The sequence below is a fragment of the Gracilibacillus ureilyticus genome (assembly GCF_900111195.1).
GTDB lineage: Bacteria > Bacillota > Bacilli > Bacillales > Amphibacillaceae > Gracilibacillus > Gracilibacillus ureilyticus.
The window spans coordinates 1-24309 of the sequence record NZ_FOGL01000013.1 but is presented as its reverse complement, the minus strand read 5'-3'; the positions used below and the strand labels follow the sequence as shown (position 1 = coordinate 24309).

The following is a 24309-nucleotide window of genomic DNA, read 5'->3' as shown; positions in this document are numbered from 1 at the left end:
TAAATAAACATTCATTAATTTTCAAAAAAAATCAGAATACTGTTTGAAAGGTCTGTCATTTTATTAGTAATATTATCGTTTGCTGTTAAGGGTATAGGAGACATTTTTGTTGAACCGTTGCTTGCTCTACTTAATATACCGGAATCGCTTATACCTATTGCAAAAGAGTATTTACAAATTAATTTTATCGGTGTCCCATTTATAGTAGGTTATTATTTTGTTAGTACAGTATTACGGACATTTGGAGATAGTAGAACTCTGTTATATTTTATCTTAGCGGGAACGGTTGTGAATGCTGTGTTGACACCGCTACTCATTACAGGTTTTGACATAGGGGTGGCAGGCGCTGTCTATGCTACGGTGTTGGCATACATGGTGTCATTTTTGTATAGCTTGTTTTATGTAGCAAGGAAGTATTCAAAGCATTCTTTCAAACTTCAAATCCCGAAATGGACAGAAGTAAAAACAATTTTAGAATTAGGCATTCCATCGATTATACAAATGATTGTCATTTATGCGGGAATGAATGTTATTTTATCCGCAGTGAATGCATTTGGGGTCGATGCCGTAGTCGGATTTGGTGCTGCACAAACGCTTAGATAACCTAATTTTACTGCCAATAATGGCGATTGGCACAGTTGTGAATGCGATCGAAGCACAAAACATAGGGGCAAAAAAGTGGGATTGCGTATCGCAAACTTCAAGAGCTGGTGTCATTTACAATATTGGTTTTATGTTCGCGGTTGCTGTTGTCTTATTTGTTTGGGCAGAACCACTAGTTAAGTTATTTATTCAAGATCCGGAGAGTGTTGCATTTGGTAAATTGTACATAGAGCTGATTGTTTTCTTTTATCCTTTCTTGGGCTTGAATTTTATTTTAAATGGTATTGTGCGAGGAGCAGGAGCGATGTTTCAGGTATTAGTTTTAAATATCATTTCATTGTGGATATTTCGTGTCCCATTAACACATATGGCTTCTTCTCTATTTGGGGAAGTAGGGATTGCATTAGGTATGGGTACTAGCTTCTTGATAAGCTTTCTATTTTCTATGGCTTATTATCAGTGGGACAACTGGCTGGAAAAGGAATTATTTTCGTAACCACATAAATCATTCCTTAACGAGCGTTCATGAGCATTTGCATTAGAAAAATTCGGCGGTCCCGAGGTTTTGCAAGAGTATAATTTAGAAGTAACAGAAATAGGAGAAAACGACGAAGTATTAATTGAGGTAGAAAACACAGGAATTAGCCCTTATGATTTTCATGTTCGTCTCGGTGAACAAGAGGGGAAACGACTTCATCCGAAACCTTTTGTTTTAGGATGGGACATCTCAGGAGTTGTTCGTAATGTTGGAAGAAACGTGAAAATATTAAAAGCAGGCGATGCGGTTGTGGTGATACAAGATTTACAATGGAATGGAAGATATGCTGAATACACGGTGGTGAATGAAGAAACAGTTATTAAAAAACCAGATTCTCTTTCTTTAGAAGAAGCGGCAACAATTCCTATTAATGGTTTAACGATCTATCAAGCTTTGGTTAAAAATGCAAATATTTCACAAGGTGATCGAATACTCATCCATGGCGGCGCAGGTGGTATTGGAGTTTTTGCTATTCAGCTGGCCGAAGCAAATAGAGCTTATGTCGCTACCACTGCGAGTGAACATAATCATGATTTTTTAAGAATGTTGGTTGCAGACGAAATCATTGATTACCGCAAGGAAGATTTTGCGAATGTTATTTCAGTCTATGACATTGTGTTAGATACACGAGGTGGGGACACGTTAAAGCGGAGTTATGATGTTTTAAAAGTAGGAGGACATCTAGTTTCCATTCGAAGCCGAGTCAATGAAGAGAAAGCGAAGGAGAAAAATATTAAAGCTTATTATTGAGATATGGACGTTAACCGAGAGGATCTGATGGAGGTCGCGAAATTATATGAAAATGATAGTGTAAAAGCCTACTTTGATACTATCTTTCCACTATCTGAAGTGCGTAAGGCGCATGAGCGTAGTGAAGAAGGACATGCAAGAGGGAAAATTGTTTTGAATATAAAAGGGTAATAATAGTATTAAATCCAAGAGTAGATTATCACCCTACTTATGAAGGGGAGGAAAAAAGTTGAAATTAGTTGGCTTAGAAAAGAAGTAAGGTAACATAAAGTTAGGTGCCAGTTGCGGCACTTAACTTTGACCGAAATAATTGTAAACTCTAACGATCGATGAAGTTTATGAATATCACATAAACTTTATTCGGTAACAAACTGTTTCAATAAGGCCTACTTTGTCAACCTTTCTATGATAAAGTCAATAAAATTTCTACTGGCTATTGGTAGCACCTTTTTATCTTTGTATGCAAGACTTATTGTTCGATTAATTGATGGTTCAATGGGTTTTGTTTCTACATTATACGGACATCTATTCAAAAGAAGCTTCGGTAAAATAGAAATACCAAGTTCTAGATCAATCATGGACATGATTGCATAAGGATCTTGAACCTCATACTGTATATTGAGTTCTAAATTGTTTTGCTTAAAAATAGAAAGGGATTCATTTATTACTCCTTCATCTAATAATATAAATGGTTCAGTAGTTAAATCTTTTAATGACATTTTACTGGATGCTGCTAAAGGGTGGTTTTTTGGTATGGTGGCAAGCATTTGATCTTTTTGCAACGGAGTAATGGCAAGGTCCGACACAATAGTAGAATTGATGAAGCCGAAGTCTACACTTCCTTCTTTAATCCAATTAGAGATATTTGTATAATTACCTTGGTGTAATTCAAAACGAACAGTTGGATAGTATTTTTTAAAATCTTTTATTAACCCTGGTAGCCAATGACAGGTAACACTAGAAAATGTCCCAATTCGGATAAGTCCACTTTGAAGTCCTTCCATTTCTTTGAGTTTTTGTATCAGTTCCCTATGTGAATTACAAATATTTTTAATATAGGGTAAAAAATCCTCGCCATCTGGTGTCAGTCTAATACCCTTTCGAGAACGTAAAATAAGAGTGGTAGAAAGTTCTTTCTCCAATGAATTCACCATTTGACTAATGGCAGATTGAGAATAGCCAAGTTCTTTAGCAGCTTTTGTAAAACTTCCTGTTTCTATGGATTTTATAAAAGCGTAGTAGATATTCACTTTCATTATCCTCCTTATATTAGAATTTCTTATATATCTATTATAAATATTCGTTTTACTAATGTAAACTCAGATGATATGATTTTCTTAACCGTGAAGTTTTTGAGTGTGGTATTAATGAGAACAAAATTCACCTTTAAGAAATGTTGCAACTCAGAAGTAAGGAGGCGAATACGAATAAATATTAACTCTAAATACAGAAATATTATTTTTGCATTTTTTATGGCATTTAGTATGTCCTTTTTTATTTCCTTTATATTAGTCTCAATAAATCAAGGTTATGACCATAGGTTTGTAGTTACATGGTTAAGAACATGGTCTCAGGCTTTTGTTTGTGCTTTCTTTGGAGCTTATTTTTTTCCGAAAGTAATACATCTAATCATGGGGAAAATAAATTTTACAGAAAAACCACAAATAATTAAACATGATAGTGATAAATCAAACATGAATACTACGGCGACGAAAAAAGTTAATTTATAAAGCGGCATACCATCCACTTATAGCCAGTATCCTAGTAACCAAAGCTCATATAGAAATCTCTTCGAAGGTAATATTATAATGGTATGGATGGCTACAAGTATGATCTGATAGTATCTTGAAACAATAGAAAAACAAAGAGAATCATTATTTTCTCTGTTTTTCTAAAAGAGGCTATACCCAGCTTAAACTGTCAGAAGGTTGGAGGGAAAGAAGTATTAATAACACACAGGAGATGTGAAAATTAAAAACTGTTTCTCATTAGAGTAATTATATGTACCGGTTCCATAACTACTACACAAGTGTTTATTTTAATAGGAAATCCAGTACCACTAATTTATGTATAGGATTTCCTATTTAAATCGTCTTCTACAAAACATCGATTAATTCAGTATCTGAATAAATGGAGATCAATACCACTGCTTTTTCATCTCCAACATTTTTTACATAGTGGAGAACACTTGCATTCCAACTAAATGAATCGCCTGCTTCAACAATAACTGAGACTTCATCCTGTTCAGCGAGGATCTTCCCTTCCAAGATTACATGGCATTCCTCACCCTCATGAGAATGGGATTCTCCTATCGTTGCGCCGGGAGGGAATTCTACCATCATCATTCTTAGTCCTCCTTTTGAATGCAGATACAAATAAATTAAGTTAGTTTTCAAAGTAGCATTACCTCTATTACAGGGGGTGTGCTTTCTTTGTGTAAGGATTAATTAAATGTATAAATCTTGTAACTTATTTAAAATATAATCATAACAAAAAAATTAGAATAAGGTGGATACTAATGACATAAACAAAGTTCGAATCCAAGGTACTTTCCATATTTAAAAATAATATCAACCTAATAAAAACTGACAAATGAGCTATTTATTTAGTTGGCCCTATAAAAGTTCCTGTTAATTTGTTCGGAAGGTAACTCAGTTTCGGTAACCATACCAAAATGGAAGCTTATACGAAAAGATAAAAGCAGCCGAGAATTTACAGTTGAGAAAGTTATTTTATTAGAGGAAGATAACTAGCAGAAAGTAGAGAGTAAGGAGAAACAACTATTTGGAGGCAAATATATTACATATGCCGAATTTGGAAACACAAGAAAAGTTTTAAAAGAAGAATGTAAAACGATAGAACCACCTTAGGCTAAGGAAGTTCTTGTTCAAATGTTAGCACGCCCTATCAATCCATTCGATTTAATACCATTTACAGGGTTATTTCTCATAGGATCTCATTACCTCATGTTCCGTGATATGAGGGAGTTTGCATTGTAAGAGATGTAGGTACAAGTGTTTCCTCGGACTTTATAGGAAAAAGAGCGTTGCCACTAAGAGAGGAGGGGACTTGGAAGGAGTTTGCCATAAGTTCTGCAGATTCAACTGTCGTTATACCGAAACAAATTGATGATTATACTGCTGCACAACTGTATATTAATCCAGTTACAACATGGATCATTTGTACAGAAATTCTCGATCTGAAATATACCGATATTTTATTAGTAAATGCTTGTGGATCTGCAATTGTTCACCTGCTTGCTCAATTATCAAATGTTTTTGGCAATACGTTAATCGCAGTAACTAGGAATGGAAAATATAAAAAAGAATTGCTTCAAAATGGTGCTTCTTATGTGATTGACAGATCAAAGGACTCACTTTATCAATTGGTAATGGAAATAACAGGAGGGCGTAATGTCAGTGCTGCCGTTGATTCGATTGGAGGAACGGATAGAAATGAATTGGCTTTTTGTCTGCAGTATGAAGGCAAATTTTTAACAATTGGTCTATTATCAGGTATTCCATTAGATTAGTGATTGATTGGCAGCAAACAAAGTAAAAGTGAGTGCGAATATATTTCATTTGCGTCAGTGAATTCGGCATGTTTCCTCAGCAGAATGGCAAGCCGTTATTAGCGAGTTAGTTAGGTTGATCGGTGATAAAAAATTACGCTTAAAGAAGATAGATTCTAAATTTGAATTAGCCAATATTAAAAATGCGGTAGATGTGATGGAAATGCCAAGGAGAAGGTTTTTTTGGTATAATTTCAGGTTACTAGTGTCATCTTCAATGTGAAAAAAAGACCAGCAGTTTGATTGACACCAGAGAATAAGAGTAGTGTCATAGTGGGAGGCGATTAAAGTGGGTGTAAGTATTAGGTGATACTTGTAGGCTTTATAAGAAGTGTAAAATATGTGGCGAATTAAAATATCTAAAAAGATTTCCAACTTCCGACGGGAATAAGAGCGGTCTATCTAGTAGGAAATCCTACTGTGGGGACTGCAAAGATCGTAAGGAAGAAATAATACTTGACTCAAGACATGAATTTAAGTTTGATACGACTGATAGATGTATCTAAAAAAATTGCCATTCGAGGTCGTGATACAAATAATTATAGATATGAAACTATAGTTAGCTATGACAAAGCAAAAAAGTTAGTGAAAGAGGGAACAGCAGGTATTGTACACTAGAAGATTAATTAATGGTTTTTCAATAAGAAATTTTCAACAAAATTCGTACTCCTACGGGATGTCCATACATGCCTTTATTACAGTTTACATGGTACGATTGATCATAAGATGCCCAAATCAAAAGGTGGATTAAGCACACCGAATAATTGTGTTTATTTTTATATAAAATGTAACCGAAATAAGCCCCATAAGGTATGAAGAGTATGTAGATTTGGTCAAATTGTTAGAATAAGTTGAATAATATTTATGCATGTGAGGGTTATAATGTGGTGTTTAATGTTGTAACGGAAAGCGATGAGCGGTTGTTATTCAATCTTTAACATTAATGATTTTTGGAATTTTGCAGGATTTAGATTTTAATTTTTAATTTTCCATAGTCTCCATTTCTTAATCCTTCATCGCTTTGACCTTCACCATCATTATTCATTACTACAATCTTTATCCTGTTGTTAATTACATAATGTCTTTGATTGTCGAAAACACTAACAATATAGCAAATTCGAAAATAATGATATAATTATCCGGTAAAAAAATAGCAGTCCAATTCAGTAGAAAAGGAATGATAATCTATGAAAAGAGTATTAGTAAACAAGATCCGATGTAAACAGTGCAATGATATCATTGAATCGATACATCGCCATGATTTTAAGAGATGTAAATGTGGATCTATATTTATAGATGGAGGGAAGGATTACCAGCGATTTGGCTGGGGAGGAAATCAGCCTAAAGATGCAAAGATAGAAGATTTTATTGATTTTAGTTATTCGGATTATGAGGGAGAATGAAGATAGAAACGAAGGAGAAAGATGAAGATTCCGCGGGGTTAATATTGCAATATTGCCAGTAAAAGCAGTTGCAATCTTGAAATTTGTTATAAGTGTTTCTAAAGATGCAATGGAGGGGGATAGCATTTTACATCGTCCAAACAATACTAAATAAAGGGACAAGATGAAGAATATATTGAATTGTATAATATGATTTGTGGAAAACAGCAAATCCACTGTATATAAAACTCTTATATTTGAGAGTAATTACATTCTGATATGCTCCTCTGTGACCGCTTGATAGAGTTACTTGATATAATACAATCCTATTTTTAGTTAGCAATCCCTTTTTATGGACACATTAACGAAGCTGTGGATGTTGCCCTAATGAGGCAGTAATACGGAATAACAATAATTGTACACGGAGAATCTTCTGACAGTATATTAATGGGTCGATTGAAATAAGTTATTCCATTAACAGAGACGTATCTTCAATAAAATTTTTTATTTTATCGGTGGTGCATGATATTAAAAAGCCAATTTTCTTAAAGCAAGAAGAAATTCGCTTGATCAATTAATCCTTTTCAAACTGTTGGAGAACAGGATATGCCCATTCGGGAAGGTAGGTAGCTTCGAAAGTCATGAAACCATTATTTACTTCAAGCACAATTTCTCCATCTTCCTCACTGTTATCAATTAATACTAGGTTGTCAATCATATAAGCATAGTCATAAAGATGCTCAAAAGAAGTTTTATTCCTCCTCATGATATCTTCAGTAGGGATATGATGTCCGCCATTCTTAACTCTAATGGCAACCCTTTCTATGTTTTGGAGAACATTATTTAGTGCAACATAAAACATAGTTATTTCATAGCCTATCTCTTTAGCTTTCTGCACTTGTTTAATAGCATTTTTACCACCAAGGGTTGTCTCAATTGAAAAGTCCTTACCTTCCTTAATGTACTTATTGACAGATTTAATGACTTCCTTACCTGCTGAAACCCTATTTTTTTCAGGGTTTTTTGGATCGATTCTTCGAGAGATAGCATCTGGATCAATATTAATATCCATACCAATTTTATCAATAATTAAGTTACGTATTGTGCTTTTACCACTTCCGTTATTACCCGCAAATACAAAGAATATAGGTTTGTGGCTATGCATTACAAGTCACCATTTTTGTTCAATGGCACAATATCACCATTAGGGAATTCCTTTACAAGCTTTCCGTCTTTTTCATATACGATAAATGTGTTATTTACTTTAGCATCAATTCTCGCTCGCTCACCAGTCATTTTAACCCATTTACTTAACCATTCATATTTTCTCTTAGGTTCATTGTTTTGTTCTAACATAAGGAACACCACCTTTCTTTAAATTATATCAGATTAATTATTACTTTTATAAGCGATTTGAAATGTAGTAAGTAATGAGAATTTTTGAATAGCTTCACTTAAAGTAGCGAATGGCTTTTCTTAAACAAAGAAGTTGCTTAAAGACACTAAATTATACAATTTTTTATACATCACTTGTTATTTGCTTTAACTAAATTTCCTATTAATTGCATCATTTAATTGAGCAATAACTGTGTCATTTAACTTGACGGTAACACCACTGAATACTCTTAATCAAAGGAATAAAAAAGCAAGTAATTTTAGGGTAAATAAGATTATATAGTCTCGAGAAAAGCTGTATATTTTTACGATTAACTTACATAATTAATGGGGTTTAAAAGTTATTGGAGTTATGAATCCGTACATAGGGTTAATTGGGTAGGGAAAAAGGTACCCAATTAAGTGTATGAACCATCCTGATTTCTAAGTCGGATTTCATAAAACAATATAATATATATATATTCTGGGGAAGAAAAACAAATAAACATATGCAAATAGAAAGCCTTTTATACGTTAGCTATGGACTCGAATTATATCTGCATAAAGCTAAAATTTTCTTTTAGAGATTTTTTTCTAAGGCGATATCGAATTTACAAATAGTGCTAAATATGTATAGCATATGTACAGGGTATATATGTGAAATAATTAATTTAGTTGTGTAAGTGTATATGGTAATCGAATATTGAGCCACTAAGAGTTTGTGAATATAAGATTATTATCCATTAAGAAGGCTTGATATGGAGAGGAATGCAGGTACCCTGTCTGATAGACAGTGCTTAATCTTTATATAAAGCACTTTTTCGCAAAATTCCATGCCCGTAGAGGCTTCATGTCGGTCCAAGAGCTATTCGAAAATTTTAATTATATTTTGTAATTAAATCTTTCACAATGAAAACTAATTTATGTTCTTTTATCATACTAACAATGTTTTGATGTAATGTTGTTACTACAATTAGATACTAATAAAGGTAACTTATCTTAAATCATTGTTTAATAGGTATGAAATGGTTGTTATAAGGGCATTTCAAGAGTATCCAATATACGTATCTAATACACATTACAGAAGGATTTTTTAGCATAAATAATATTGAATAAGGGTGTTCGATAGTTAATCGATACTAATAAGGGTATCTATATCACAAATAGGTGATTAGGTTTATATGAGTAATAATGAAATATAAGTGAACAAGAAATATTTATAACAAGAGGATGGCGAATTTTGTCATCCTAATTTTGGTGATATAGCAAGTGATTAAATGATACGGTTCTTTTCTAAATTTGGTATTCAAACTCTTGTTTGTGCATTAACGTGACCTGGTGTACTATTTTTATAACAATAGTTATGAAAAGTTAACAAAGGGGTGAGCAAATGGGTAAAAGAAAAACAGATGATCAATTTAAAAAAGAGGTGTTCGATTTAGGAGGAGAGGATTACCAGCCGCTAACTAAATATATAATTGCCCATCAAAAACTTATAATGAAGCATAACGCATGTGGATATAAATATTGGGTAACACCAAATAAGTTTTTACAAGGGCGACGTTGTCCAAAGTGCAATAGGTGATATAAATAGTCCACAAAAGAATATAAAGATCTAGTGTATAAATTACTACAGGATGAGTATGAAGTTTTGGATGAATATACGTTAACTGATAATCCAATATTAATGCAACCTCATAAATGTGGAACGAAATGGTACTCGAAGCCTAAGCATTTTTTAAATGGATCACGTTGTCCTTACTGTTGTGGCAACTTACGAGTTTCGCAACAACAATTCCAAGATGAAGTGAAAATTTAGTAGGCGATGAATATACTATTATCGGTGAATATGAGAATACTAATTCACCGATAGCGATGATTCATCATACATGTGGACGAACTATTCAGATTGTGAGATCTAGATTCTTATCGGGGAACCGCTGTCATCACTGTATAAAGAGTAGGTTTAGTGAAAGGTAGCGTAAGACTACATTGCAATTTCAAGATGAGTTAAATAAGTTAACTATAGATAATTTCGTAGTGGTAGATAAATACCGGGGGGCATATGAATCTATTACCTTGCGACATGTGGAATGTAACAGAATATTTACATTATCAGCTGCCCGGGATCTGTTGTACTACCCTCAATGTAGAGTTTGCGACAGGAAAGAGTCCACTGGAGAAAAAATGATTAGAAATGAAATGGAAATGCGTAATTGGCCGTATCAACAACAATACCGATTTGAAGATTGTCGAGATAGATATACACTGCCCTTTGATTTTGCAGTAATGGATAACGGAGAAGTAAAATTTTTAATTGAATTTGATGGGCAAATGCATTATCACCCGATAGAATTTTATGGAGGAGAAGATGCGTATAAAGATAGAGTTAAAAAAGATCAAATGAAAGATGTTTATTGTAAAATTAACGATCTTCCATTTTTGCGAATACCCTATTATAAGCAGAAAGAAATTCCTCATTTATTAGACTTGTTTTTTTACAAGAGAAAATCAACATGAGTGATCAATCAAATGATATAAAAGAAATCACCCTTATAAGTTGAGGTTTGTCAATACTTTATTGACCTAATGGCCGCTTTATATAACAAAAGTTATTTTATTTTAACATAAGTGTAAAATGTTGAAACGACCTTACATCTAGGGTTATAGGTAAAGGGATTTTAATAGATGTAGAAAGAGAAGTATAGAAAAAAATTGCAAGAGGTACTTAGAATTACATGGAATTGCTGTTATAGTATTTGCGCTTAGAAGAGGAGGAAAACAAGAGAGTTAATCAATAATGTTGCTATCTCTTGTTTTACATTTCATTATCAGTAAATTGCTCCAAAATATCGAGCAATATCTTTCTTTGTTTCGCATTTATTTGTATTCCACGAAAGAAAATGTTGTTTTGTTGTAATAGCAATTTTCCTAAATCCACATGCTCAGGAAAAGTAGTTGGTTCCTTCAAGTAACCCGCTTCAATCATTAAAGGTTGATGGGAAACTTTTAAGGGTAAGCAGAGTTTTTTTAAAATCTCAGATGAAGGCACCCCTCGTTTACCTGTTTCGATTTGTGAAATGTAAGCATTACTGATACCTGTCAGTTCTTCTAATTGGTTGATAGTTAAATCATTTCTTTTCCGTAATGTTCGTAGGTAATTGCCGAAATTTGCTGAATCCATATTGTATCCCTCTTTTAAGTGAAATTGGCTCTTTATAAGATTGAAAGGAGGAGTCAGACATGTCAAATGGTACCTATGATAAATATATGAAGGCATTTCTACACATCTTTACTAATCATAGCAAATTGAAAAACTATTTAACAGAAGAATATGTGGATCTACATGATTCGTTTATTGATGTGGAGAGATTACAGCGGGACTCCAAAACATGGTCGCGAAGTGAAAAGTTTTTGTTGGAACTAGCTTTACATGTATACACTAACAATAAAAATATAGACATTAATGAGATTGATATTCTAGATCATAAAAATAAAATGATCGTTCGTAAAGCTTTCGAAATTCGATTTGGTTGGTAGTAGAACATTGGACATAGTCCTAGAACGACTATGTCCAACTAAATAAGGAAAAGGAAGAGGAGTGTTAGAAATGGAAAGGATTCATGAATGTTTCCTAGAACATTCTGTGAAAGTGGGGAAAGTATCATACACAGTGAAAACGTATAAATCAATGTTCTGCCAATTTGAGCAATGGCTGGAAAAGAAGTGTATAACCAATTATCCGGAAGCTATCATGCCAAGACATATTGTAAATTATATTGATGATTTAGAAAGTAATCGAAAATTATCAAAGGCCATGGTAAAAAAGTATATTCTTCTGCTTAAAATCTTTTTTGATTATTTAGTAGATCGTGATCTAATATATTGATTGAAAACGAGGAAATAGTAATCCATTTAAAGGAAGATGAGAAAAGCTATTTGAATTCGTTTGTTTTAAAGGATGTATATGCTGAGAATTTTCGTGAATGGTTAAAAATACGTGAAGAAATGCCAAGGCCAATACACCAGCAATCTGCCAATGTATTTGTATCAGAGGCAACCTCTCTACTAACGGAAACTGCAATACAAAAACTGCTTGGAAAATATGCACAGAAAGCAAAAATGGAAAAGGTCACCGCATTAAAGTTGCGACATAGCTTCTGTCGGAATTTAGTGGATGAAGGATTTTGTGTGGAAGAACTACAACGGCTGGCAAGACATGAAAGGATAGAAACATCCGAACTTTATTATCTGTAGTTTGGATCTTGACTGATGATAAAAGTTTTATTTAGTATGTTCCGAAAAAAACTAGTGGGTGATTTATTGAGTAAACAACATAAACATCTGTTCACTCAATAAACTCACCCATTTTCTCTGTAGGAAGTGATAAAGTGGATACTTTTAATTCTATATTAAGATCATATGTTATTATGAAAACCGTTGTCAAGGGATGTTGTAAAAATTATAATAAATGAAAGGAATAGATATTAAAATTTTTTTCATGCCTTAAATTGCTTTGGAGAACAACTATCACTCGTTCGTAGAAGAAATTAAAAAGTTTAAAAATTTTTGTAAGAGGGCTAAGCATATTTGATTGAAATTATTTAAATATGTTTGTTGAATATGACAAAAGGAGCAGTTACTATGATTAATACGCTTACTAACTTTGCAATCTTATTAATTATCTTTGTAGCAACATTTTGTATTTTAAAGATTTTTTGGACCCAATTGATTAAAGTTATGATTCATTTTTTATTTAAGAAGCTATTGATTGATTTAGATAATCAGAGACAAATGAATATTGAAAAATTGCAAAGCATGGGCATTAAAGTAACAAAAGATTGTGATACTAAAGGCAATATGTATACAAGCGTAAGGTAAGGATCAATAATGGATATATTTATGTAATGAAAAAAATAAAGGTAATAATAAACAGAGCAGTAAATTGTTTAATTGAGATATACATTGTACATGTATTTTTTTGCTGTAGATGAAGCAAAGATAGAAACGAAGAAAACTATTTCCTACGATGGATAATTGTGATATAATAAAAATATAAGTGAAAAGAAGTCGTTAAAGATTAGTGTCCTAATTCATGTATTGCTTACAATGGCGACCTGAGTAATATAGTCTTGATAAGATGAGATAGAAGATTAAAATTTTATTTGTCCAACTTATTTATAAGATATATAATCCTAAATTAATCATGTATGAAAATTAAATATACAAAAAGGGAAAACCCCAAAACTACTAGGTCTTTTAAAAAATGGCCATTATAGTTTTGGGTTTTTTTGTGTTTTTGGATTCAAACGGAGGTTGAAAAATGACAAAAATAGACAGAAAAATGATAATGAAAACAGATAATCTCAGAAAATTACCTGCAATTTCATTGAGACTAATTCCATATCTAGCTTCCAAAACAGATTTGGATGGGCGAATCAATTTCTCGATATGTGAAATAGAAAATACAGGAATCATGTCTAAAAAGGTAGTAAAAGAAGCTCTACAATATTTAGAAAAAGAAAACTGGATATATCTTGCTGATGATTATTCTTATTATAGTAAATTTAACATTAATTCCCAAAAATCTAGAAAAGATTATCATTATATTAATTTATATAATTTCTTTACAGATAAAAAGTTTTTCAGCCTATACAAACGTCAATTAATTTTTCTCTATTATATTCTGGGTGTAAAAATGCCGGGAACTGAACATTCAATTGCAATTGAACATTTATATAATAATCGAACAAATCGGGAAAATGTAAAATTGCCATTTTTTATTAGTTTTGAAGATATGCTAACAAATCTTATTAAACTCATCGAAGCTGGCTTTTTTGAAGTACGACTTGGAAAAAGTAAATTATTTCTTAATAAAGGAACAGAAAAGATTAAAGAGAAGATTCGTATTTACGCTGGAAAAACCAAGGATAATAAAAAGCAACGGATGAGTTTGAAGAAAGAGAATAATAAGATCATTCATATCCGTATATCAAGAAACTTGGTTTCTAAAGACCAAATCGTGGATATTTACGACTCATCGCGATTATCAACTCTATTAGATTTGAAATCAATTGCAATGGAATATGGCTGCAGTATAGATGTATATGAAGAAGATATATTTAAAAAAATTCATGCCACTAAGGAAGCTTTGTATAAAGAATTTGGAATCACTGGTATCCAATTATATAGAGAGGCAATGGTTGATTTCTTTGAAAAACAAACACATTCATTTGAGAATTTAATGAGAAATGGTGAGTGTTCAAATGTCCTAAAAAATTATTATGTAATTCCTTTAATTGAAAAAGAACTAAAAGGTATTGTTAATGAAGTTAAAAATGAATGTGCTGAAAATAAAATTGGACTTCCATATGTTGAATTTGATTCGGATTATGCAATTAAAATTCTACAAAAGAGTAAATCTTATTTATCATATTTTATCGATTATGCATATGATGATAGAAAAATCGTATTAGATTACGACATGAAGAAAAATGAATATAGGCTGTACGATGATATTTCCAAATTAAGTCGGGAATGGTACTTGTTCAGGAACAAAGTCGATGAAATTTATAAGTACGAGAAAAGGGCTTATGATAACAATTCAGATCAAGTGCTGTATTTAGCAAAACAAGGTCTACTCACAAATAAGAGTCGACAAATGCAAGATATTAGCATTAACAAGCAGAAAAAAGTTTATCAAAAACCTGAAGATAATATTCTTTTTTATAATTGGTTAAAGGAATAATGGTGGTTAAGAAAATAATAAATTGTTATTAAATCTATATAGTATCTGGAACTGAGATGGATCGTGGTTAGCTGGCCAGCAATAATATTACGGAAAATAATTGATAGACTAGGATAATGAAGTTCTATTTACATTGGTTGACAATCTATTTTAAAAATTTTAAAAATAAATATTAATAATTCTGCCATTCTGCCTAATTGGAGAAGGGCTATTTGTCGTCCCTCTATTTATTCCCCTTTATAATCATCATATTAAATCATTTAACTAAACTCTCTATACTAGCGGATGGTAAAGATACGCTTTCACCTTTTGGGAATTTTTTATAGTATCCTCAAAAAAGTTATTTTATATGGGGATTTTTTTACTCAAACCAATAAATTTTATTTTATCTAAGATACATTTTAAATTATGCGGGAAAAGTATTGCAGGCGTGTTTTTAATAAGTACCCCATAACCCTTGATATATAAGGGCTTTTACTGGCATTTCTATCTTTTAATGAAGAGCCAATTATTTATATTATGTATTTTATTACTGGATATATTACGAATTATATTATTGGTATTATTAAAACATAGTGAGAACTACTGGTTTCATAATAATAATTCAATTTAGTTATTGATTACCAATTCGCACCATCTAGATAGTCAAATATTAAATAACATGGTTGTAGATTTACAGATTACGGTTTTTGCATAATTAGGTTAATGTGGTTAATGTTAAGTTGCCATTCAATAAAATACTCTCTGAAAGTTGTCCAAATATTGAAACACACCTATGATATCAGCTTAAAGAGAAAACTATAAATATAATGAGTGGCGGTCAAACATGATATGCTTAATGGGAGGAGGGTTATTAAATGTATTTACATACTTTGAGATTGTGGAATTGGAGGAAATTTAGTGAAAGTCAAAATGGAGAATGTGGACTTGAAATAGAATTCAATAATGGTCTAAATGTAATAGTTGGTGAAAATGATTCAGGTAAGACAGCAATTATTGATGCAATAAAAACTGTTCTTTCTACAAATAATCAAGATGTGAACTGGGTAAGGGAAGAAGATTTTTACGAAGGTAGTACAAGTTGTTTAATGCAAAATAAAAGTATAGAGTATTGCAACCAAAATGTTAGAAGGTTGCAGACATAAAATAAGGCTTGCCAGTCCTCTCAAAATAACCTACCGTTAATGGTGTCTAATCAATTAATGGTGGGGGGAAGTGAAAGGATGCTAGCAATGCCTGAAATTAATCATATCAAAAAATTAAGGAATATAAAATCACTATCAATCAATGAAATTTCAAAACGTACTGGTTTTTGTTGGGAAACCGTAAAAAAGTATGCGGATGAAGATCAATTGCCTAAAGAAAAAATAACTGTAAAGAAAGGGATGATGTATGAAGAACACTGGGGAGAAATTGTATCAGACTGGCTAATGGAGGATTATGCACTAAAAAAGAAATTGAGAAGAAACAATAAAAATATATTTGAACAATTACAGCAGTTAGGGTTTCCAGGTTCTTATCGAACCGTGTGTAACTATATTGCAGAGTGGAAAGATAAAACGCTGGATGAAGCCGATGGAATTAAAGAAGAATCAGAAAGGCTAACACATCCTCCTGCAGAAGCACAAATAGACTTCGGTATTACAGAAGTGGTACAGGATGGAAAGGTAAAGGATATCCATTGCTTGATAATGAGTTTCCCATATAGTAATGGGGGATTGGTTGTACCTTTACCTGCGGAAAATCAAGAATGCTTTTTAGAAGGCATTAAGATGCTTTTCGCAGAGGCGGGATATGTCCCAAGAAAGCTTCGTCTTGATAATCTTTCAGCTGCGGTTGTAACGGCAAGAGGTCGTCAACAAGAAACTGTTTTTACAGGTGCTTTTCAACGTTTTGCGAGTCATTATGGATTTGAACCACAAGCATGTAATCCAAGAAAAGGAAATGAAAAAGGACATGTAGAAAATAAGGTGGGGTATGTTCGATACAACTTTTTCACCCCAACACCTGTTATTAAAGACTTAACACACTTACGTGATTTATTACGAGAACACTGTAAGATAGATCATGAACGAAATCATTACAAGAAAGGGATAACTATTTCAGGTTTGATGAAGGAAGAGAAGAAGTACGGTTTGGCATTTCCCGAAACCGAATACCCTGTATTTAAAGAAACCATGGTAACGGCGAATAAATATGGTGAGGTAATGATTGATGGCAAGGCAATTCACGTACCAAATAGTTATCACTATAACAAATTATATCTGATTGTCTATTGGGACCACTATAAAGTTATTTCTCAACATGGAGAGGTACTTTCTAAAGGCCCTAGGCCTTATATGAATCAAACAAGAGAAATTCCATGGCAATCCATATTAAAAAATTGGATGAGGAAGCCGCGATCTGTTGTGTATTCTCGATATTTTCCTTATCTTCCTGGTAGAATCGCCCATTACTTAGATATCGAATCGATGAAGCTAAGAAAAGAACGGGTTCATTGGCTAATAAGCCTAATTATAAAATATGATATGCAGGAAATAGCTGAACGATTTTATGAATTACTACCGATGGAGACCGAAGAAAGAGAATCATTTCATGATTCCATCGAACACCCTTATGACGTGAATTGGAACATATATGACTCCCTCCAACCTTTGAATGCTTCCCTAATAAAGGAGGAGGTGTAAGATGTCAAATCCAATCAAAGAAAAATGTAAATCACTGCGTTTAGCATATGTTTCCGATATTTATGAAAAAATCCCATTTGAGAGCCCAGAGCAATACGTAACAGCACTATTACAACAAGAATTAGAGCTAAGAGAGGCTGTAAAAGGAGAACGGTTAATCAAGAAAGCAAAATTTATGAATGAAAAAGAACTTACGAATTATCAATGGAGCGATCATATACGATTTCCACCACAACTGGATAGACAAACGCTTGAATCCCTCTATTTTATAGATAAGAAAGAGAATGTAATTTTAACAGGTGCTCCTGGGACTGGGAAGTCGCACCTCGTAACAGGATTAGGCCGAAAGGCTTGTAGAAACGGATATGAAGTCCGTTTCTACCGGGTGGCTGATTTAGTAGATTTACTCGAAAAATCGTGGAGAGAAGGACGCTTTCAATCATTACGCAACAAGTTTAAGAAGGTAGATATGATTATTCTAGATGAAATGGGTTATGTCCCTTTCAGTAAAGATGGCGCAGAACTATTGTTTCAGCTGATTTCTGATTGGTATGAACAGTGTAGCCTTGTGATTACATCTAATTTAGAATTTAGTCAATGGAATCGTATATTTGTGGATGCGCGGCTAACAGCCGCCTTAGTGGACCGCGTGATTCATCACGCGCATATCTTGAGTTTTACAGGAGATAGTTACCGTGTAAAACACGCACTATCAAATCATTAGTCATATCGAAAAAAGAGGGCTGGCATAGTTCTAAACTTTTCTTTGCATTTTTCTAAACTTTTTGCTTGCAAAATACACAAGTTTGAAAATAGAGTGCATATTTAGAAGTTTAACGCCAAGAGAAGAAGCTTTCTTTTACGAATGGTTAACAATAAATCCTGAAAAAACTGAACTTCGAGTTGTAATGGAAGCAGAAATTTACGAAGATATAAATAAACAGATGAAAATTAAAAAGATTGTACAAGCTGGGCCTGAAAGTCTAGAAAGTGGTATGGAAGATACTGTTAGACATCTATTGTCAGTGACATATTTAAAACCTTTAAGAGATGCAGCAGCTGAATTAAGGCCGGGTAAACGTTCTCGAATAGCCCAAGTAGTAAAAAATCTGAGTGATTTTGCAGATGATAGTCCAGAGCAAAAGCAAATAATTGATAGCTTTGCCCATGCATTTGATGAATTAAAAACAGTTTTAAGTGATCCTGTGTTAAAAAAAATTGGGGAAACAGTTGATCATTTTTTTGAGGATAATAATAGGAAGGAACCTGAAATCAGAAGCAAAGAAATGAGTTTTGTTGAGATTTTGAGAAAACTTGAATTGAATTTAGGAGAAGTTGGAACAGGATTAGGAAGCTCTAACTTACTATTTATGGCTGTCGAATTATTATTATTGAGTGAAGCAGAGGTTGGACCTAAAATAGCCCTTATTGAAGAAGTAGAGGCACATATACATCCACAAGCACAGTTGCGTATTATAAAGCATTTTGAGAAGGATTCAATTGATACGGGAATTCAATACATATTTACATCACATAGTCCAGTCTTAGCTTCTTCCATATCTCTTGAAAGTATAATCTTTGTTTACAATAAACAGGCTTATCCAATGAGAAAAGGATACACAAAACTAGATGAAGCAGATTATGAGTTTTTAGAACGTTTCTTAGATGCTACTAAGGCTAATATGTTTTTTGCTCAAGGGGTTATTTTTGTAGAGGGAGATGCAGAGAACATATTATTACCAGCAATATCAGAAGTTATTGGACGACCTTTGCATAGGTATGGTGTTTCAATTATTAACGTTGGTAATCTTGCTTTTAAGAGATATACATCTATTTTTCTAAGATATGATGAAAGTAAACTTCTGAATTTTCCAGTATCTATAATAACAGATTTAGACTTAAAGCCAATTGATTACTATGATGAACCTTGTTATATCATGATAAATGAAAAACTTAATAGGGAAATTGCCAATTTATATGGCTGTGAAGGTATAAATAGGGAATTAGAGAAAATATATGTTACTACTAAAGATATGTTTAGTAAGTCTAGGACATTATATGGTAGTAAAATAAAAGAAAGCTTATCACTTGATGAACAAAGCAAAAAATTTAAAGAAATTCATACTCAAATTGCAGAGATTTTACAGATGACTGAACCACAATTCGAAGAGTTTAAAGAAAAAAATGAGTATGAAATAAATGAGAGATATTTTAATAACATTGAAAAAACAAAAGTTTTTATTTCTAGGCCTTGGACTCTCGAACATTCCATTGCTTTGAGTAGTTTAGGAGAGGACTTTGAAAACATTTTATTAGAATCTCACTATACTCAAGAAGTAAATAGAGATACTAAAAAGAAAGAGTGGGAAAGATTTTCAAAACCAAATCAAAGAGCAACAGCTGTTTATAGGTTTTTGTTAGAAAAAGAAGTTTCTAAGGCTGTTGTAGCTCAAAAGTTTGCTAAATTCATGTTAGATAATAAATCTCACTTAAAAGAAGTATTGCTTTCAGATGAATTTCTAAAACATCTTGTTGATGCTATTTATCATGTTACAGGAGGAGAGGACGGTGCAATTTAAGGAAGAAGACTATAAATTAGTTGAGAAAATATTATTAGGTAATGGCTATTTTAATAGTAAACAAAGGGAGTTTATTGAATTAAATGAATCAAAAACAATTGTGGCTGGTCCGGGTGCAGGAAAAACAACAGCCTTAGCTGCAAAAATAGCATTGTTACTTAAAAATTTGAGTGCAACTAATAGTAAGGATGGAGTTTGTATTATTACACATACAAACGTTGCGGTTAATGAGATAAATAATGTTTTAAGTAAAGCTGGAGTTGGTCATGTTAATCACCCACATTTTATTGGTACAATTCATGAATTTTTTAATCGATTTTGTGTAATTCCTTTCTTCAAATATAAATTCAAACATAACAGTTTAATATTTGATAAAGAACATAAAAGTGACTTAGAATATTATAAAACTTTTCTTGGTCGTAAAAATTCTTGGATGAATAATGGTGTGATAGATGCTATTTCAAAAAGGGTTCATAATAGTGAATTATTATTTGACAAGGAAAATGATAACTTAGATTTATATAACTCTACTGATTGGGACAAGTTCGAAAAATATAAATCACAAATGTTGATCGCCAAATATTCTAGAAAAAAACAAGGGTTTTTAACCCATAAAGATACTTTTTTGTTTTCAAGTATTTATTTACAAGAAAGCAGATTTAAAGAGATACTGATAAATCGTTTTAAATATGTTTTTCTGGATGAATTTCAAGACACAACCCCTGCTGGAGCTAGTTTATTGGAAGAACTTTTTGGAACAGAAGAAAATATTTATCAAAAAGTTGGTGATCCTTATCAAACTATTACATATAATCAACTAATGCCATACATTGATGAACATAAAGTTTTTAGGTTGAATATAACCAACCGTTTTGGAAAGGAAATCGCAGAACATTTAAATATATTAATGCCTAATGCAAATATCCAAACAATTCCAGGAAAAAGGTCGATTAAACCAATAATTTTATTATATACAAAAGAAGAGGAAATCTATCCAGAATATCAAAAAATCATAAAAGAGTATGAAGATAAGAATCAAAATTTTAAGGAGAATCAAAAGGAGGATAAAGTACTGGTTTTGACTAAACCTTGGTCTTCTATAGTAAAAAAAGGTATACCATATATAGAAAAGAAACAAAACCAATTAAAATCAATAAACCATGTTTTAAAAACGTTAGTTAAAGATTTTATTGTAAAAAGAATAATAGATGATAGAGAGAATCTTTCTAAGGCAAAATTGTGGATTGAAAACCATCACCAAATTACGCAACTCAATATCATATTAATTGAGATAATAAAAAATGGTTTAACTGATACTTTAAAAAACAAATTAAAAAAATTCATTAATGAACTATTGCAAGAAAAAGGTGTGGCAAGTATTAATATAAGAAATAATATATTTGACCAACTAGAATTAATCTTATTAAATCCAGAAGTACCAGAAAATGAGAAAGATAAAAATGACATCTATACTATTCACTCAGTAAAAGGCGAGACATTGAGAACAGTATTAGTAGTGGATTTTGTTGAAAAGCCATTAACTAAAATTTTATTCCATAGGTATGGTGTTAATAATGACGATAACTATTTGTACACAAATCATAACTTATTATATGTAGCTATGAGTAGAGTTACGCATTTATTTGTTTTTGCAATGCATATAGATGATTGGACGGATAAGGTACAAGAAAAATTTAAGAATAGTTGGCAGATTAGAGGAACTAAAATAGAAATGGCTGTGAATTAAATTGTATAGCTAAATGATCGCTTTTGTTGAAGATTTATGCCTAATTTCTCACTACAGGTACGGAGGAGAGTTAGGCTTTTTTATATTTTATAAATATTTAACCTATTACACATAGACTCTCTTGGCATTTCCCCAATTAGTAAATGGGTTGTCTTAGTAAATAAAAAGTAATAATTATTTTGTAGAAAAAACTCATCATATAATATACATTATATACGTTGCATAGATTACTAGAGGTGTTATACTCGACATATAATGTATGATTTATCGTAAAAATACATTGATTAATAGTTTGTTAAACTCGTCATATAAGTGAAAGGGTGGTGGTTCTGATTAAAGATTTTATATCTTATCTTCGAGAGAAGGGCGTTTCTAATAATACGATTGTTGCTTATACAAATGATTTAAATGCATTTTGTCAGGATTTAAATATTAGTCTGGATGACTATATTACTTCCACTGATGTTAGAAAATGGGTTGATAGCATGTTAAATCCTACTGATATTAAACCATTGTCGGTTCCTACTATTAATAGACGTATTAATTCTTTAAGAAGCTACTATTCTTGGGCGACTTTGAATGGAAAGCTTCAACATGATCCAATGAAAAATATTAAGGAATTAAAATCGGCTGATGAGGAATCTGAAAAAATCATGTGGCTAACTGAAGATGAATTTGAGGATCTGCTTCAAATAATGAGAAAGAAGCCTATTAAAAGTCGTGCAGTCGATCCGGAAGAGAAATATCGGAGAGACCGTGCAATTATTTTTATACTTACTTATGCAGGTTTGCGTGTAGAAGAATTATCTAATTTGAAATTAACGGATATAGACATAGAAATGAAGCGGATCCGTATTGTTGGAAAGGGAATAAAGGTTAGAACTATTCCTATTTCAAATATATTATTAGCAGAAATAAAAGATTGGTTAGAATACCGCAATGAAATGTCAAAGGTTAAGGAGAATGTATCCGCTTCTACGTTTGTTTTTTACAGTCAACGTTCACCGAAATTTAGTGTGAGAGGAATCCAGACAATGATAGAGGGATATAGTTTACCAAATAAGAAACTCACTCCTCATATGTTTCGACACACGTTTTGTAAATGGATGCTTAAAGCGACTAATAATGATATCGAGAAAGTAAGAAGGTTGGCTGGACATAGTAATATTGCTACCACTAGCAGGTATTTAAAAGATTCATATAGTGATTTAGCAGATGCGGTTGAAGCGATGCCAAAGTTTTGACCATATTGTAAAGATATCAAACATAGAGTACCCCAACAAATACCTATTAGATGTAGGTAAATTCGTTGGGGTCTAACTCTTAAAATTGGATTAGGGCATTGAAAGAATTAAACAGATCAATTATAAAATTTATTTAAGAAAACGATTTAAAACTTTAGGGTTATCTAGTCAAAAGTTTATATTTTCCCAAATAAAATGGAATTGATATGAAGCAGGAAAGTTCTAATTTAGTTAGTTATTAATTGTAGCCAATTATCATTAAATAGCATATTTCTTAATGAGTTAACTTTAGATTTAGTAGATTTCCCTGTATGCGCACTACCATTTCTGAGTTTAATAACTAGTTCTAAGAATTCATGTATGTTAGGCCAGTTTTTAATACTAACGTTGTTAAATTTATGATAAATTTGACCTAAAGTTAAACTCTGCTTTTTATTAATAATATTATGATTTTTTAATGAATGGTTTAACTCATTTTCAACAACTTTCGAAAATTCAACTACTATAGGAGCAAAATCAATTATATTATCTTGATGAACTTGATAAAGATATTCTCCCGTGGTAAGGAATTCTAAACTATCAGGATGTAAATTTGGGAATCTCTTTTCAATTTTTTCTTTTAATTGTATATAATCTACATTTGAATCTTTATTAGCCTCTTTCATACTTAATGCAATCTTATGCATTTGTTTTAAAATAACTCTCCAAACACACAATGCTTTCATAAGCGTTTTAAAAGGGATTGTAACGGTTTACTGTAAGCCCGAATTATAAAAAAATAAGCGTACCTTCGAGTACGCATCACAAATAGCCGTATATTCTGATTTTTTTAATCGAATAACGGCTATTTCATTTATTTGCTACATTCTTCCTGAATCATTTTTGACCAGGGCATATATTGATCTAAAATTTCAGGGTTTTGTTGGAGACTGAAATTTGGTAGATCCGTAAAAAGTTTCTTTATATATTCATAGAAATCAACGCCGTTACTTTTGGTAGTTTCAGCGATACTCAAACAAATGGCATTCGCTTTTGCACCAGCTTCACTTACACTAAAAAGCCAATTTTTTCTTCCTATAACATTGG

The 24309-nt window shown here is 32.1% G+C and carries 24 protein-coding genes and 3 pseudogenes; 20 read left to right on the top strand and 7 right to left on the bottom strand.

The window, feature by feature from the left end; translation table 11 throughout:
• Positions 1–30: 30 nt before the first annotated feature.
• From BMW36_RS12705 to BMW36_RS12695, 3 genes and pseudogenes are all read left to right on the top strand, one after another.
• Positions 31–603 (top strand): MATE family efflux transporter, encoded by a 573-nt coding sequence (locus tag BMW36_RS12705; RefSeq protein ID WP_089741680.1) that lies wholly within the window; start codon positions 31–33, stop codon positions 601–603.
• Positions 581–1099, top strand: a complete 519-nt coding sequence (locus BMW36_RS12700) for an MATE family efflux transporter (protein ID WP_139180319.1) — start codon at positions 581–583, stop codon at positions 1097–1099. The genes BMW36_RS12705 and BMW36_RS12700 overlap by 23 nt, the downstream gene beginning before the upstream one ends.
• Before the next feature lie 69 nt (positions 1100–1168).
• Positions 1169–2062: pseudogene (locus BMW36_RS12695) on the top strand (NADP-dependent oxidoreductase).
• A 215-nt stretch (positions 2063–2277) separates the two neighbouring features.
• Here the strand turns inward: BMW36_RS12695 and BMW36_RS12690 are convergent.
• Positions 2278–3141: a LysR family transcriptional regulator gene (locus tag BMW36_RS12690; RefSeq protein WP_089741676.1), complete on the bottom strand. Its 864-nt coding sequence runs from the start codon at positions 3139–3141 to the stop codon at positions 2278–2280.
• A 78-nt stretch (positions 3142–3219) separates the two neighbouring features.
• Here BMW36_RS12690 and BMW36_RS20805 point away from each other — a divergent pair, with 78 nt between their 5' ends.
• Positions 3220–3621: a DUF2798 domain-containing protein gene (locus BMW36_RS20805; RefSeq protein WP_342707268.1), complete on the top strand. Its 402-nt coding sequence runs from the start codon at positions 3220–3222 to the stop codon at positions 3619–3621.
• A 366-nt stretch (positions 3622–3987) separates the two neighbouring features.
• Here the strand turns inward: BMW36_RS20805 and BMW36_RS12680 are convergent, their stop codons facing one another.
• On the bottom strand, positions 3988–4236 hold the full coding sequence (locus BMW36_RS12680) for a cupin domain-containing protein (RefSeq protein WP_342707267.1): 249 nt from the start codon (positions 4234–4236) through the stop codon (positions 3988–3990).
• A gap of 546 nt (positions 4237–4782) precedes the next feature.
• On the opposite strand from BMW36_RS12680, the pseudogene BMW36_RS12675 reads away from it, so the two are divergent.
• From BMW36_RS12675 to BMW36_RS12670, 4 genes and pseudogenes are all read left to right on the top strand, one after another.
• Positions 4783–5685, top strand: a pseudogene (locus BMW36_RS12675) (zinc-dependent alcohol dehydrogenase family protein).
• A gap of 233 nt (positions 5686–5918) precedes the next feature.
• Positions 5919–6080 carry a hypothetical protein gene (locus tag BMW36_RS20400; RefSeq protein WP_175480459.1) on the top strand — a complete coding sequence of 54 codons (162 nt, stop codon included), beginning with the start codon at positions 5919–5921 and terminating at the stop codon, positions 6078–6080.
• Positions 6081–6176: 96 nt separating this feature from the next.
• Positions 6177–6278 (top strand): HNH endonuclease, encoded by a 102-nt coding sequence (locus tag BMW36_RS20840; protein WP_425431951.1) that lies wholly within the window; start codon positions 6177–6179, stop codon positions 6276–6278.
• Between the two features lie 371 nt (positions 6279–6649).
• On the top strand, positions 6650–6865 hold the full coding sequence (locus tag BMW36_RS12670) for a DUF7695 domain-containing protein (RefSeq protein ID WP_089741674.1): 216 nt from the start codon (positions 6650–6652) through the stop codon (positions 6863–6865).
• 553 nt (positions 6866–7418) lie between these two features.
• Here the strand turns inward: BMW36_RS12670 and BMW36_RS12665 are convergent.
• On the bottom strand, positions 7419–8009 hold the full coding sequence (locus tag BMW36_RS12665; RefSeq protein WP_089741672.1) for an ATPase: 591 nt from the start codon (positions 8007–8009) through the stop codon (positions 7419–7421).
• Positions 8009–8200 carry a hypothetical protein gene (locus BMW36_RS12660; protein ID WP_089741671.1) on the bottom strand — a complete coding sequence of 64 codons (192 nt, stop codon included), beginning with the start codon at positions 8198–8200 and terminating at the stop codon, positions 8009–8011. Before BMW36_RS12660 ends, BMW36_RS12665 begins: the two co-directional genes overlap by 1 nt.
• Before the next feature lie 1408 nt (positions 8201–9608).
• Between BMW36_RS12660 and BMW36_RS12655 the strand changes: the two genes are divergently transcribed.
• Together BMW36_RS12655 and BMW36_RS12650 are read left to right on the top strand one after the other, a co-directional pair.
• Positions 9609–9803, top strand: a complete 195-nt coding sequence (locus tag BMW36_RS12655; RefSeq protein WP_089741669.1) for a hypothetical protein — start codon at positions 9609–9611, stop codon at positions 9801–9803.
• Positions 9804–10210: 407 nt separating this feature from the next.
• Entirely contained in the window at positions 10211–10738 is a 528-nt protein-coding gene (locus tag BMW36_RS12650) for a hypothetical protein (protein ID WP_089741668.1), read from the top strand.
• A gap of 298 nt (positions 10739–11036) precedes the next feature.
• Here the strand turns inward: BMW36_RS12650 and BMW36_RS12645 are convergent, their stop codons facing one another.
• Complete coding sequence (locus BMW36_RS12645; RefSeq protein WP_175480458.1) at positions 11037–11402, bottom strand: helix-turn-helix domain-containing protein; 366 nt, start codon at positions 11400–11402, stop codon at positions 11037–11039.
• A gap of 59 nt (positions 11403–11461) precedes the next feature.
• On the opposite strand from BMW36_RS12645, the gene BMW36_RS12640 reads away from it, so the two are divergent.
• The 10 genes from BMW36_RS12640 to BMW36_RS12590 all read left to right on the top strand — a co-directional run bounded on the left by BMW36_RS12640 (position 11462) and on the right by BMW36_RS12590 (position 23223).
• A complete protein-coding gene (locus BMW36_RS12640; RefSeq protein WP_139180317.1) occupies positions 11462–11758 on the top strand; it encodes a hypothetical protein in 297 nt (98 codons plus the stop codon).
• 70 nt (positions 11759–11828) lie between these two features.
• The gene (locus BMW36_RS12635; protein ID WP_089741661.1) at positions 11829–12107 is read left to right on the top strand and encodes a phage integrase N-terminal SAM-like domain-containing protein; all 279 of its coding nucleotides are present in this window, start codon (positions 11829–11831) and stop codon (positions 12105–12107) included.
• A 50-nt stretch (positions 12108–12157) separates the two neighbouring features.
• Entirely contained in the window at positions 12158–12475 is a 318-nt protein-coding gene (locus BMW36_RS12630) for a tyrosine-type recombinase/integrase (protein WP_245711674.1), read from the top strand.
• 1066 nt (positions 12476–13541) lie between these two features.
• On the top strand, positions 13542–14966 hold the full coding sequence (locus BMW36_RS12620) for a hypothetical protein (protein WP_089741655.1): 1425 nt from the start codon (positions 13542–13544) through the stop codon (positions 14964–14966).
• A gap of 857 nt (positions 14967–15823) precedes the next feature.
• Positions 15824–16111, top strand: coding sequence for an AAA family ATPase (locus tag BMW36_RS12615; protein WP_089741653.1), 288 nt, complete (start codon positions 15824–15826; stop codon positions 16109–16111).
• An 87-nt stretch (positions 16112–16198) separates the two neighbouring features.
• A complete protein-coding gene (gene istA, locus BMW36_RS12610) occupies positions 16199–17653 on the top strand; it encodes an IS21 family transposase (RefSeq protein WP_342707266.1) in 1455 nt (484 codons plus the stop codon).
• Position 17654: 1 nt separating this feature from the next.
• Positions 17655–18377 (top strand): IS21-like element helper ATPase IstB, encoded by a 723-nt coding sequence (istB, locus tag BMW36_RS12605; protein ID WP_089741650.1) that lies wholly within the window; start codon positions 17655–17657, stop codon positions 18375–18377.
• A gap of 82 nt (positions 18378–18459) precedes the next feature.
• Entirely contained in the window at positions 18460–20232 is a 1773-nt protein-coding gene (locus BMW36_RS12600; RefSeq protein WP_089741648.1) for an ATP-dependent nuclease, read from the top strand.
• On the top strand, positions 20222–21979 hold the full coding sequence (locus tag BMW36_RS12595; protein WP_175480456.1) for a UvrD-helicase domain-containing protein: 1758 nt from the start codon (positions 20222–20224) through the stop codon (positions 21977–21979). Before BMW36_RS12600 ends, BMW36_RS12595 begins: the two co-directional genes overlap by 11 nt.
• Before the next feature lie 329 nt (positions 21980–22308).
• Entirely contained in the window at positions 22309–23223 is a 915-nt protein-coding gene (locus BMW36_RS12590; protein ID WP_089741870.1) for a tyrosine-type recombinase/integrase, read from the top strand.
• A 227-nt stretch (positions 23224–23450) separates the two neighbouring features.
• Here the strand turns inward: BMW36_RS12590 and BMW36_RS12585 are convergent, their stop codons facing one another.
• Both BMW36_RS12585 and BMW36_RS12580 read right to left on the bottom strand, forming a co-directional pair.
• Positions 23451–23909, bottom strand: a complete 459-nt coding sequence (locus tag BMW36_RS12585; protein WP_089741644.1) for a hypothetical protein — start codon at positions 23907–23909, stop codon at positions 23451–23453.
• A 167-nt stretch (positions 23910–24076) separates the two neighbouring features.
• A pseudogene (locus BMW36_RS12580) lies at positions 24077–24309 on the bottom strand (transposase domain-containing protein); the annotation flags it as partial.

Bases quoted from the DNA above. Each gene is read 5' to 3' on its own strand.
- BMW36_RS12640 (WP_139180317.1), top strand. From the start codon at position 11,462: ATGTCAAATGGTACCTATGATAAATATATGAAGGCATTTCTACACATC.
- BMW36_RS12660 (WP_089741671.1), bottom strand. From the start codon at position 8,200: ATGTTAGAACAAAACAATGAACCTAAGAGAAAATATGAATGGTTAAGT.
- BMW36_RS20805 (WP_342707268.1), top strand. From the start codon at position 3,220: ATGATTTTCTTAACCGTGAAGTTTTTGAGTGTGGTATTAATGAGAACA.
- BMW36_RS12585 (WP_089741644.1), bottom strand. From the start codon at position 23,909: ATGCATAAGATTGCATTAAGTATGAAAGAGGCTAATAAAGATTCAAAT.
- BMW36_RS12665 (WP_089741672.1), bottom strand. From the start codon at position 8,009: ATGCATAGCCACAAACCTATATTCTTTGTATTTGCGGGTAATAACGGA.
- istA (WP_342707266.1), top strand. From the start codon at position 16,199: ATGCCTGAAATTAATCATATCAAAAAATTAAGGAATATAAAATCACTA.
- BMW36_RS12680 (WP_342707267.1), bottom strand. From the start codon at position 4,236: ATGATGATGGTAGAATTCCCTCCCGGCGCAACGATAGGAGAATCCCAT.
- istB (WP_089741650.1), top strand. From the start codon at position 17,655: ATGTCAAATCCAATCAAAGAAAAATGTAAATCACTGCGTTTAGCATAT.
- BMW36_RS12645 (WP_175480458.1), bottom strand. From the start codon at position 11,402: ATGGATTCAGCAAATTTCGGCAATTACCTACGAACATTACGGAAAAGA.
- BMW36_RS12635 (WP_089741661.1), top strand. From the start codon at position 11,829: ATGGAAAGGATTCATGAATGTTTCCTAGAACATTCTGTGAAAGTGGGG.
- BMW36_RS12620 (WP_089741655.1), top strand. From the start codon at position 13,542: ATGACAAAAATAGACAGAAAAATGATAATGAAAACAGATAATCTCAGA.
- BMW36_RS12615 (WP_089741653.1), top strand. From the start codon at position 15,824: ATGTATTTACATACTTTGAGATTGTGGAATTGGAGGAAATTTAGTGAA.
- BMW36_RS12655 (WP_089741669.1), top strand. From the start codon at position 9,609: ATGGGTAAAAGAAAAACAGATGATCAATTTAAAAAAGAGGTGTTCGAT.
- BMW36_RS12670 (WP_089741674.1), top strand. From the start codon at position 6,650: ATGAAAAGAGTATTAGTAAACAAGATCCGATGTAAACAGTGCAATGAT.